Raw genomic sequence first — 11,196 nt, 5'->3', positions numbered from 1 at the left:
CGACGTGCGCGGGCCCAGCCGGCTCATCACGGTGGCCGCACGTCCGCGCAGCCGCCACTGTCGAGCACCTATCCTGCTTGCATGGGTGACGTACTGAAAGGGCGAGGTTGCGCGTGGGAGTTCGAGGACGAGGGGCTGCGCATTACGCCTGAGCCGGGTAAGGCGTCGAAGCTGAGCATGGAGCTCGGTGAGCGGTTCGTGCCGTACGAAGCGCTGGCCGATGTCTTGATGGAGCCCGGTGCACGCGGCAGGGTGGTATTGCGGGTGGTTCCCCGGGAGGAAGCCGATCCGGTCATGTCCGCGGCAACGGGGCAGCTCCAGGAGTCGCTCGATCCGTACCGGCTGGTGCTGCCCGCCGCCACGAAGAGGCTGGCCGACCAGTATGCCGACGAGATGCGCGCGGCCCTGTCCGAGCGCGGTCCGGCTGAGCGGTTCTTGATCGCCGGCCCCTCGGTGCCGCGTAGCTTCAAGGCATGGGACGGTGAGGCCGCCTTCGACGGGCAGGCTGTCACCTTCACCTGGTTCTCGTCTGGAGCTTCGCCGGCCAAGTTCACGGCAGGCGACCGGCGTTACCCGATCACCGAGATCGAGGGCGTCGAGTGGAACGCACTGGAGGAGGCTCGCGGGTCGTTGCGGCTGCGCATCCGTGGGCAGCAGGCCCCCTCCAACCCCAACAACGATCCCGCCTCCGTGGTGTTCGGCATTGGCTGGGGAGCCACGCATCACTCCCTGCCCTTCGCCGCCGCCGTGCTGGCCGCCGTACAAGCTTTCATGATCGAACAGGTCGCGGCGGACGACTGAGCTGCTGTCCCATATGTGACTTTTGCGCACCTTAGCGCCTTGGAACCCAAGGCCGTGGGGTGCCAATATCCCGTCATCGGTCTGAGCTGCTGAGTATGGGCGAGGATGTCAATACTCGATTCATGGCTGTGACCTGCGGTGATGTTCTCGCATCCTTAGTCGAAGCGGTGTCGGTATCGGGCATGCTGGGTACTCGTGGCGCTGTGTCTTGTCGATACGATCTTCTGCCAGGTTGGCGGCTGGTTGCCTTTGCCTGATCGTGCGCAGGTGGCGTTCGTTCAGGATGAGGATCCGGTCGAGTAACTCGCGTCGTACGCTGCCGACCCACCGCTTGAAGGGTGTCAATACTCCGTGCACGGTTGTGAGCTGCGGGTCTGTCCAGGCCCCCTGACCGAAGCAGTGGGCGAAGTCGGGCATGCTCGAGGCTCGTGGCATTCCGTCTCTTCTACATGATCTTCTGCCGCATAGTAGTCAGCTGGCTGACGCTGCTGCCCCGTAGCGACGCGTCCAAGACCTTGGAGATCCTCGTGCTACGTCACGAGGTCGCGGTGCTGCGCCGCCGGGTAGACCGTCCGAGGCTGTCGTGGGCGGATCGAGCGATCATGTCCGCACTGGCCCGGGCACTGCCGGCGACGCTACGTGCCCACCGGTTGGTGACGCCGGGGACGCTGCTGCGCTGGCACCGACGTCTGATCGCGCGTCACTGGACCTACCCGAACCGAGGGATGGGACGGCCTGCGACCGATCCGGCGGTCGTGGCGTTGATCCAGTAGTTGGCGCGGGAGAATCCGCGCTGGGGCTACGAGCGCATCCGCGGCGAACTGCGGCATCTGGGCCACCAGGTGAGTGGTGCGACGATCCGCCGCATCCTGAAACGAGCGGCCTGGGTCCGGCGCCGCGACGGGCCGACGACCGCTGGCGCGATTTCCTCCGCGCCCATGCCGCGAGCACGCTGGCGTGTGACTTCTTCACGGTGGACACCGTCACGCTGCGCTGGTTGTACGTCTTCTTCGTGGTGGAGGTCGGCACCCGATTCGTGCACGTGCTCGGCGTGACCGCCCGCCCTGATAGCGCATGGGTTGCCCAGCAAGCCCGAAACCTTCTCGCCGATCTTAAGGACCGGGCAGCGACGTTCCGGTCCTTGATTCGGGATCGGGACGCGAAGTTCACTGACAGCTTTGATGAGGTGTTCGCAGGCGACGGCATTGACGTGCTGAAGATCCCGCCACGGTCGCCTCGCGCGAACGCGTTCGCCGAGCGATGGGTACGCACCGCACGCACGGAGTGCACCGACCGACTGCTGATCTTCGGCGAACGACACCTTCGCACCGTGCTGGCCGAATACACCGATCACTACAATCGGCACCGCCCGCACCGCTCCCTCGGCCTCCGACCTCCCAACGACGACGACTCCGACGTGATCCCGCTGTCGCTGGGCCGGATCGAGCGCCGCCAAATCCTCGACGGGCTGATCAACGAATACCAGCGAGCCAGCTGACCAACTGGATGCAGTTAAGAAAGAGCAGGTCAAGGCCTTGGGCCCAGTTTTGACACCCTTCAGGGTCTTCACAGCTGAAGGGCTGCCGATCATCACTACGCTGCCGCGGACGCCGAGGATGAACGCCATCTGCGAGCGCGTCATCGGCACGCTGCGCCGTGAACTTCTGGAGCGGATTCTGATCCTCAATGAACGCCACCTGGCCCGCGTGCTCCAGGAGTACCTGATCCACTACAACCGGCACCGGCCGCACCAGTCCCGGCAGCAACGTCCCCCGGACATCGCAGCGCAGCCCGCTCACGACGTGACCGACCTCAACGACCAGCGGATCGTCCGCCGAAAACCCGTCGCTGCCAGCATGATCAGCGAATACCACCACGCCGCTTAACCGCAGCTCAGGACCCATAACTCAATATTCGAACGGCACATGACCGTTGGCGATCAGGGCGCGGAGTTTCAGGACGGCTTCGGCTCCGGCCAGGCCCCAGGGTGCCCCGGCGAGGTCGAATCTGTCGGCGATCAGATGGCGGCAGGCGCCTTCGATCACGCCTGTCACGATCGGCCAGCCCGCCTCCAGCGCCTGGTCGTAGCGCAGGTACTCAAGGTTGTAGGTGAGGAAGCGGATGCACGCGTCGATGCCCTCGCGGCGGTGGGCGGCCGTGGTGATGACCTGGCCTGTCAGCGCCGTGATGACGTGGCCGGTGTGCCCGGCCAGCAGGGCCAGAGCGTGACCGGCGGCCCAGTCCTCGGCGGCCGGTGCCGCGGGCGGATGATCCGATACCCCGTTACGCGGAGAATTTCTGGATAGGCGCTTAGGGGAAATTCTCCGTCACCAATGTCCGCTGAACGCTGTCAAGCCACTCACTCGAGAGCGTGACGCCGCTCGCCGTGGACATGATGGTGAGCGCTGCCGAGCTCAAATACTTACCGGGCTGCGCCCGCCAGGCGACACGAAGTTCTTCGATGTCATCCGCCAACGGCACACCCACGCCAAGTGTATCTTCACGAAGAATGTCGTTTGTGCTCATCTGGGTTTGCCCGTTGACCAGATAATTGAACGTGTACCGCGCCGGCCCCGCAAAATGCACGCTCCAGACGAGCGAGTCGTCCCCCAGAAGGCGTTGCAGTCGTCCATGCCGATCGGTGATGTCGTAGGTGTCGAACAGGAAGAAGGCATCCCCCTGGAAGTCGATGAACAGATGAGGATTGTCCTCGTCTTCCATTCCCTCCTTGACATGTATGCCTTCCACGTGGAAGTCGTGCTCGCCCGACACCTTGTTTCCGATCTCCTGAAGCGACCATGGGCCGCCGAACGGCTCGGCCACCATCCAGGTCACAGGGTTCCAGAGAATCCACTCATCCACTGTCAGAACAGAGTCGTAATGCTCAATAACTTCACGAACATTCAAGGGTGATCTCACACGAATAGGGTGCGGAATGCGGCATTCCGCACCCTATCATCACCTATATGCGACGGTCTAGGGGCCGCCACACAGGTTCTCCCTCGAGAGGGCCTCTATATCGGTCTCGGCGAATCTGTTGGTGAACTCGTCTCCGAGGATGACGCGATCCTTCTGATAGAACTCCTGAAGGGCGGTACCGGCATCGCCGTTCTGCTGGGCCGCGATGGGGCAGAACGACCAATTGCCGGTGTTGGGGCCGTTGGTGCGCTCACGGGTCGAGGCGAAGGGGAACTCATCACACTCCTTCCCCTGGCCCGGATATGCCGTGCCGAATATAGATTTGCATATAGGGGTCGTCTTGTTGTGATTGCTCTCCGTCTCCGTTGCGGATACTCGCTGTATGTATTGTTTGTCAAGGGGTCGCCCCGATCCCGGGACGTCGCAACCGCTGATTATCTTGTCGGGATTATCCGGATACGTTTCACCGTCCGCGTCCGAGCAGGCATTCCAGTAATGCAAGTATGCCTGCTTCATGTACAGGACCCGGTCCTTGGCCTGCGCCGTGAACTTCCACTGCACCGCTGCCCGCGTGAGATAGAAGATACATCCGCCGGTCGAGTATCTGGTGCCCGACGCGTTGTCGCAGCGGATGGTATTTCCCTTGAATCCCTGCACGTCCTTGTTGGCCATCACGTATCTGTACGTGGTGCCAGGCCAGTTGGGGAATTCAGCCCACGCCCGGAAGGTGCCGTAGGAGACACGATCATCGTTGTCGATCTGCTCGTAAGTGTTTCCCTGGCTGTTCGCCTCGTTCCACTTGATCTCGCGCTTGCTTGCCGCCTTGAGCGGATCGCATTTGAAGCGGAACGTCGCTCGCCCGTTTACCGCCCATGAGCTGATCAGACGCGACTGGCGATTCGAGACGGTATTGCCGTTCCAGGATGTGACGTTCTCGCAGTACGGGCGGTTCCCGATGTCCATGTTGAGGACCATGGTCCTCGCACCGACCGGGGTGCCGCGCACCTCCTGGTTATAGAGATAAGCCTCCACCACCAGATCGCGTGACGTCTCACCTTGCTTCTTGCGGTCCCCCTTACCGTTGAACGTGTACCCAATCAGTATCACATCGGCCTTGTATCTTTCGAACTGCATACCGTAGTCGTAGGTAGCTGTGATGACTCCCATCTGACACCAGGAGAAGTGGTTCGAGATCCACCCGATTCCCCGGCCGGAGAGCGCTTTACGCTCGGCGCACTTCGCAGGTGTGAGCCGTTCGAAGATTTGAGATGCCTTCTTCGGCACATTTTCCGCGGGCGGCCACAACGCCGCGGCGCTGGTTCCCGACGCCGATTCCCGCGCGCGCAGAGCTGCCGGGGTGGTCAACGTCTGCCAGTCCGACCAGAATCCTTCCGCTCCTGCCGTCTCGGCGCGGGCGCGCCAGTGCACGACGCGATTCGGCATGAGCTTGTCAGCGGGCACTCGCACGCTTGCGATCTGCCCCGCGGCCACTCGGTCAACGGTCGTGGACCAGATGGTGTTGCGAGCGCCGAACGAACCAGCAGGTGGTTGAGCAACCTCGAAGGTCACCGACGATGCGAGGCGCTGCGGGCCGTCTACGTTCACCAGCAAAGAGGGAGTCGTAGCCTCTGAGGTGACGGCCGCACGAACGCGAGGCTGCTTCACTACCGGTGCCGCGCTCGCTGACTTCGCCTTGCCGGCGGCGCTGGTCCAGTCCTGTGTGTACCACGACCACATGTAGTCGGGCATCGAGTTTCCGGCGTCGTCCTCGACTCCGGAGACGGTGGCCTCGTAGTAGAACCCGTCCAAGGGTTGGGAGAGCTCGAACGTGAGCACCGTTCTGTCATCGCTGAGGGTGGCGGTGCCTGGCACATCCTCCTCGAAGATGACCTCGCGCAACAGCAGCGACGCGTGCGATACCGGTTCACTGAACCGTACGGATATCGCTGTGTCGAACGGCACGCCCTCGGCGCCGTCCTCCGGCGTCACCTCAACGACTGATGGCGGCAGCGTGTCGTCCCCTGGGGGAGGGCTGCCCTGGCCCGTGTAGGTCACGACCAGAGTGGGGCGTCGGGAAGCGTCTACCGACGACTCCGACGAGTGGAACCCACGATCGTACAAGGGAGCATCGGCCGACTGATCCGTCCCGCGTAGCACGAGGCCGTGGTTGGGCTGGCCGGAGGCCCACGCCCGGACTATGTCCGTTGCCGGCCACTCCCACTGAGAATCGTACTTCTCGCATTCCTCGCCATCATCGGCCAAGGCCTGCCCTTCATCGGTCGAGGAAGGACGGGTATTCCAATCTATAGTGGTGGCGCTCCAGTTTCCGGTGACACGGCGCACGGCGATCGCTGACGCCTCATCACCGCATCCGTACGTTCCGCTGTTCCAGAGTTGGAGTTTGGCCTCGGTGACAGTCTTCCCTGCGAGCTGGCCGGCATCGAATTTCAGATATGCTTCTTCGTGCCAGGACGTATCGTCACCGTCGTCGTACCGGCCCACCCACAGCGAGTCTCCCTGATCATCGCCGTACAGATCATCGTTGATGAACAGGTCAGTCTGCAGGGGCAGGGTGACCGTGGTCTCCGCCGGTGCCGCACCGCCTGTGGTGAACGACCATGTGTAAGGGGTCGTCATCGTGTTGCCGGAAGTGTCTGCGGCATCCTTCACGGTGGCCGAATAGACCGTGTTCTCGCTCAAGTTCTGAGTAGGCTTGAAGACGAGAAGGCTGTCGGCCTCTCCCATCGTGGTGGTGCCGGCGACGACCTCCCCCGAAGGACTCGTCAACGTCACCGCCGCACCAGTCACCCCCTCGCTGAAAGTCACCTGAACCGCGGAATCGGTGTAGATGCCTTCAGCGCCCGTGCGCGGATCGGTATAGAGGACCATCGGAGCCGTGCTGTCCGGGTTGGGGGCAGGTCCTGGCTCGTCTGCTTCGGGGTCGTCCTGAGCAGCGTCTTCGACCGATACGTCGATGGTGTCCTGAGGCGATTCCTCTCTTGCCTCGATCGCCTCTCTGTCCGTGATCGACGGCACCGCAGGCTCAGTATCCGTGGCACCGACGCTGTCCGGGTCAGCGTTGATCCGCTCGATGTCTTCCCGCGTTTCTATGCCTGGCTCGTCAGGATCGGTCCAGGCCACGGCGCCTAGAGGCTCTACCGGTTTGGGCGTGTACTTGATGATGAGGACGGGGCCGCGGGGAGTAAAGGGGTAGGTGTCGTAGCCGCCGTATTCGTCGGAGCGGTACCAGCGCCAGTTGGTGGGCACACTTTCGCTGGCGGAGGACAGTTGGACGCCGTAGTCGTCGGCGCCGTTCATCCATTCCTGTGTGATGCTCTCTATGGTGTGCCATATCTCGCCTTCGCCTTCGGGGCAGTCCACCCCGTAGGCGCCCTTCTCGCCGCTCTGGCCGTTGGGCGTGACGTCGGGTTGTCCGCTACCGTAGGTCATCGTGTTGATGTCCCAGGGTTTGGTGATGCGGCGGACGACGATGCCGGCGGTGGCGGTGTCGCTGCAGTCGTTTGTGTCGTAGTTCCACAGCCGCAGGTCGGCGTTGTCGACGGTGCCGCCTTCCAGCGGCGTGCCCTTGATGTTGAAGCGGATGTAGCCGCGCCAGGTGACCGTGCCGCTGTTGGAGCGGCCGACGATGATTCGGTTGAGGCCCTTGTTGCTGGCGCTGCTGGGGTAGCTGTGGCTGACGAAGGTGTCGCCGGCGATTCCCGTTCCGACCCAGTCCTCCAGCGGCGCGGCCAGCGTGACCGGGTAGGTGACGGCCGGGTCGGCCAGGAAGTCCGCGTCGGGCTTGAGTACCAGAGCGCCGTCGCCGTCCAGGCTGGTCTTGGCCTGGCTCATGCGCCCGGTGGCGGGTTCGCGCATCTCGGTGGCGTCCAGTACGAGTGTGGAGGACAGGTCGGCGATCTCCTTGCCCTTGCTGTCCAGCACCCTTGGCGTTTTGTCGCTGCCCTTGCCCAGCTTGAGCCCCTTGGGTAGGCCGAGCGGGATGCGAAGTTTGAGCTCCTTGGTGGGGCGTTGCCGCAGCACGATTTCGTGCCGGAAGCCTTCCGGGTGGGCGCTGATGACGAGGTCGGCGCCGGTGCCGTAGACGTCGGGGTAGGTTGCGGTGTTGCCCTTAACCACCGGCTTCGGCAGCACGTCCGGGACGGAGACGCTCCCCTTGCCCTTCTCGCCGCTGTAGGCCACGGCGGTCGTGTCGCCCCCGAGGGACAAAGTGATGTCACCCTTGGTGGCTCTGGGCCGCAGAACGCCGTTCTCTTCGATCAAGGTCGGATCGATCGACTGCCAGTCGCCGTTCCTCTTCACCCGGACTGGGGCGCTGGCCACCTCGGCAGTGAGAGTCTTACCGTCGGGGTTGGCGTAGTAGGTGCCGGTCTCCGAGCGCAGCGTCTCGATCTCGACGCGCTTATTGCCCTCCTTGGCCTGAGCCATTGCTGCGGCAGCCGGCGTGCTGGGGGCAGCTTCCGTGACCTTGTAGGGGGCAGACGGCGTTGGGGGTGGCGTGAGGTCCTGAGCGATCGCCGGTGCCGTCATCAACGAGAGGGGCAGCGAAAAGGCGGCGATCAGAGCGGCTCGGTGGCGCGTCCGGATGGATAAACCTGATGCATTGCGGTGTTTCTTCACTCACAACCCTTCAATAACCGGACAAAACGGAATGATCATCACATAAAGCGGAACTAAAAGTAAAGATCGTTATCTGTGTCAGGACGTGGACGTAGAGCGACAAAGGGTGTGGCTCTTCCTCAACGACTTGGAGCGATCAAGCCGTGAGGGAGTATCCGTCCTGGTAGTCGCTCTGGTGGACCCGTTCGTGTTGCCGGGCGAGGTGGAAACGCCAGTATTCGTCGAGGTGACCGTTGGCGATCAGGGCGCGGAGTTTCAGGACGGCTTCGGCTCCGGCCAGGCCCCAGCGTGCCCCGGCGAGATCGAATCTGTCGGCGATCAGATGGCGGCAGGCGCCTTCGATCACGCCTGTCACGACAGGGCCGTTGCGTTCTCGACTGGTGAGACTGCTGTACCCCTGAGCCGGGTGGGCGAGTAGGGCGCCTCGGTGCGCATATGGCAAACGCGACCCCTCATGATCGTCGGTGTCTAGCCAGTCGATCAAGAACAGGGGCCGCGTTCGCGTGCCATCATCCACGATCGACGTGCTCTCCCGCCACCTGGAGCACGTCGCCCTCACCGACCCCGCCTCCGACCTGCCCACCCTGGCCCAGGTGCTGGATGCCGTACCCGACCCTCGGCACCGCCGAGGACGTCGCTACCGACTCGGCCCGCTGCTCGCGTTATCCCTGCTCGCCGTCCTCAGCGGAGCGACATCCCTGGCGAAGATCACCCGGTTTATCGCCGGATACAACCCCCGGCCTGCGCACCCGACCTCGGGCTCCCAGCCACCGTCCAGCTGGCCGCCAGCACCCTTGGACGGCTGCTCGCCCGCCTGGACGGTGATGCCTTCGACGCCGTGACCTGCGCCTACCTCGCCGCGCTCACCTGTCCGGTGCCAGAACTGATGCAGAGGGTCTGACTTGGTCTTCTAGGCTTGACTCTCGTGCTGTTTCGACTTGTGTATGTGCTGGTGGTCAGGGTGTTCGGCTGGCTGGTGCTGCTCACGCGGAGCAGTGCCTCCAAAGAGGTAGAGATCTTGGTGTTGCGTCATGAGGTCGCGGTGCTGCGTCGCCAGGTCGCCCAGCCCAGGCTGGACTGGGCCGATCGGGCGCTGCTGGCCGGATTGGCCAGGCTGTTACCCGCTCGCCTTCGATTTCATCGCATCGTGACGCCCGGCACGCTGCTGGCCTGGCACCGCAGGCTGGTCAAGAAGAAGTGGACCTACCCCGCCAAGCAGGGCCGACCTCCAATCTCCGAAGAGATTCGCGACCTGATCATCCGGCTGGCTCGGGAGAATCCACGATGGGGACATCGACGCATCCAGGGCGAACTCCTCGGTCTTGGATACAAGGTGGGAGAGGGGACGGTCCGCCGGGTCCTGTCGGCGGCGGGATTTGGACCCGCGCCGCGCCGGGCTTCACCAAGCTGGCGCCAGTTCCTCATCGCTCAAGCCTCCGGCATCCTGGCGTGCGACTTTCTCCACGTCGATACGGTGTTCCTCAAGCGCCTGTACGTGTTGTTCGTCATGGAGATCGAAACGCGCCGCGTGCACATCCTCGGTGTCACCGCTCATCCGACCGGTGCCTGGACGGCGCAGCAGGCGCGCAATCTGCTGATGGAACTGGGTGAGCGAGTCGGCAGGTTCCGGTTCCTGATCCGGGATAGGGATGGCAAGTTCGGCGGAGGATTTGACGAGGTGCTCGCCAGCGCGTACATGCGCGTCCTGAAGATTCCGCCGCGCTCGCCACGGGCGAACGCGTTCGCCGAGCGGTTCGTCGGCACGCTCCGGCGCGAATGCCTCGATCACCTTCTGATCCTTGGTGAGCGGCACCTTCGACAGACTTTGGCCGAGTACAAGCGCCACTACAACCAGCACCGTCCGCATCAGGCGCTATCACTACGCCAACCCCTTCACGATCCGGCCGAGGTGGTCGATCTCACGGCTCGAATACAGCGACGAAGCGTCGTCTGCGGTCTGATCTGTGAGTATCGCAGAGCCATTTGACGACGTGCGAAACCGCAGGTCAGCGCTATGAGCGCGTTTTGGCACCGGACAGGCCAATCGCTCACACGCCCGCCTTCGCGGACCTGGCGAACGCGCGAACGCCCAGCTCAAGAGCTGGCGCATCCTCCGCAAGCTCCGCTGTAGCCCCAGCAAGGCCGGCCATCTCTGCAAGGCCATCGCCGTCCTTCAGAATCACCAAGTTTGCTCAGGCAACGTGAGGATGAAAAGCATTCACGAATACTCGCAGGCCGCATGAGGCGACACGATATTCGGCACCCACAGGCTGAGCGAACGTTCGGTTGGCCGATGCTCCACCGCCGCCACGCCCGCGGTTACGAAGCACGCCCCGACCACTCCAAAGCCGTGATCCACATCGCCATGATCGACCTCATGACCCACCGCCTCACCGGCGAAAACACCTCCACATGGCGCGGCACCTGAACCCGGAACCAGACAGGACAAAACGCCCACTTACCGGTGGATTTCTTCTTTCTCCCGATCGAATCATCCTCCTTGTAATCCTTTATCTGAAGGTAGCGGACCAGCACGGGTTGTAGGGCAACTCGCGGATACGTGCGTCGTACTCCGCATAGTCGGTCTCGCCCGGGCTGACCTGGCGCGTCTACAGGTTGACGCGCTGTAATCGAAAGCTCCGCTTTGAACCGCGGCTGCGGTTGCGCCCGTTCTCGCCTGCGTCGGGGACGCAGCCGCGGGTGCGGGGCTTGTGTCCACTGTGAACACACCGGCGACGTCATCGGCGCTCATGGGCCGCTGGTGGATCTGCACCTCGTCGAGGCTGCGGCCTGGCGAGGTCAATGGCCTGAGGTTGTATTCGCCATTGAGAACTGCCT

9 protein-coding genes and 3 pseudogenes are annotated in these 11,196 nt (G+C 63.4%); 8 read left to right on the top strand and 4 right to left on the bottom strand.

The window, feature by feature from the left end; genetic code table 11:
- Positions 1-81: 81 nt before the first annotated feature.
- The 4 genes from ABZX61_RS56520 (at position 82) to ABZX61_RS56505 (ending at position 2,687) form a co-directional block, all read left to right on the top strand.
- Positions 82-801, top strand: a complete 720-nt coding sequence (locus ABZX61_RS56520) for a DUF4429 domain-containing protein (protein ID WP_192787247.1) — start codon at positions 82-84, stop codon at positions 799-801.
- Positions 802-1,229: 428 nt separating this feature from the next.
- The gene (locus tag ABZX61_RS56515) at positions 1,230-1,574 is read left to right on the top strand and encodes a hypothetical protein (RefSeq protein ID WP_355209132.1); all 345 of its coding nucleotides are present in this window, start codon (positions 1,230-1,232) and stop codon (positions 1,572-1,574) included.
- A gap of 200 nt (positions 1,575-1,774) precedes the next feature.
- Complete coding sequence (locus tag ABZX61_RS56510; RefSeq protein ID WP_355209129.1) at positions 1,775-2,299, top strand: integrase core domain-containing protein; 525 nt, start codon at positions 1,775-1,777, stop codon at positions 2,297-2,299.
- 37 nt (positions 2,300-2,336) lie between these two features.
- Positions 2,337-2,687 carry an integrase core domain-containing protein gene (locus tag ABZX61_RS56505; protein ID WP_355209126.1) on the top strand — a complete coding sequence of 117 codons (351 nt, stop codon included), beginning with the start codon at positions 2,337-2,339 and terminating at the stop codon, positions 2,685-2,687.
- A gap of 42 nt (positions 2,688-2,729) precedes the next feature.
- On the opposite strand, the pseudogene ABZX61_RS56500 reads toward ABZX61_RS56505, so the two are convergent.
- The 4 genes and pseudogenes from ABZX61_RS56500 to ABZX61_RS56485 all read right to left on the bottom strand — a co-directional run.
- Positions 2,730-2,945: pseudogene (locus ABZX61_RS56500) on the bottom strand (ISKra4 family transposase); the annotation flags it as partial.
- 166 nt (positions 2,946-3,111) lie between these two features.
- Positions 3,112-3,720 carry a hypothetical protein gene (locus ABZX61_RS56495; protein ID WP_355209123.1) on the bottom strand — a complete coding sequence of 203 codons (609 nt, stop codon included), beginning with the start codon at positions 3,718-3,720 and terminating at the stop codon, positions 3,112-3,114.
- Positions 3,721-3,777: 57 nt separating this feature from the next.
- Positions 3,778-8,358, bottom strand: coding sequence for a DNRLRE domain-containing protein (locus tag ABZX61_RS56490; RefSeq protein WP_355209120.1), 4,581 nt, complete (start codon positions 8,356-8,358; stop codon positions 3,778-3,780).
- A gap of 136 nt (positions 8,359-8,494) precedes the next feature.
- A pseudogene (locus ABZX61_RS56485) lies at positions 8,495-8,719 on the bottom strand (ISKra4 family transposase); the annotation flags it as partial.
- Between the two features lie 142 nt (positions 8,720-8,861).
- Here ABZX61_RS56485 and ABZX61_RS56480 point away from each other — a divergent pair.
- From ABZX61_RS56480 to ABZX61_RS56465, 4 genes and pseudogenes are all read left to right on the top strand, one after another.
- The gene (locus ABZX61_RS56480) at positions 8,862-9,200 is read left to right on the top strand and encodes a transposase family protein (RefSeq protein ID WP_355209118.1); all 339 of its coding nucleotides are present in this window, start codon (positions 8,862-8,864) and stop codon (positions 9,198-9,200) included.
- 83 nt (positions 9,201-9,283) lie between these two features.
- Positions 9,284-10,345, top strand: coding sequence for an integrase core domain-containing protein (locus tag ABZX61_RS56475; protein WP_355209115.1), 1,062 nt, complete (start codon positions 9,284-9,286; stop codon positions 10,343-10,345).
- A gap of 52 nt (positions 10,346-10,397) precedes the next feature.
- Positions 10,398-10,601: pseudogene (locus tag ABZX61_RS56470) on the top strand (hypothetical protein); the annotation flags it as partial.
- Positions 10,602-10,651: 50 nt separating this feature from the next.
- Positions 10,652-10,786: a hypothetical protein gene (locus ABZX61_RS56465; protein WP_355209112.1), complete on the top strand. Its 135-nt coding sequence runs from the start codon at positions 10,652-10,654 to the stop codon at positions 10,784-10,786.
- Positions 10,787-11,196 lie beyond the last annotated feature (410 nt).

The sequence above is a fragment of the Nonomuraea sp. NPDC003709 genome (assembly GCF_040610775.1).
Lineage (GTDB): Bacteria > Actinomycetota > Actinomycetes > Streptosporangiales > Streptosporangiaceae > Nonomuraea > Nonomuraea angiospora_A.
This window is presented reverse-complemented; position numbering and strand designations above follow the sequence as displayed.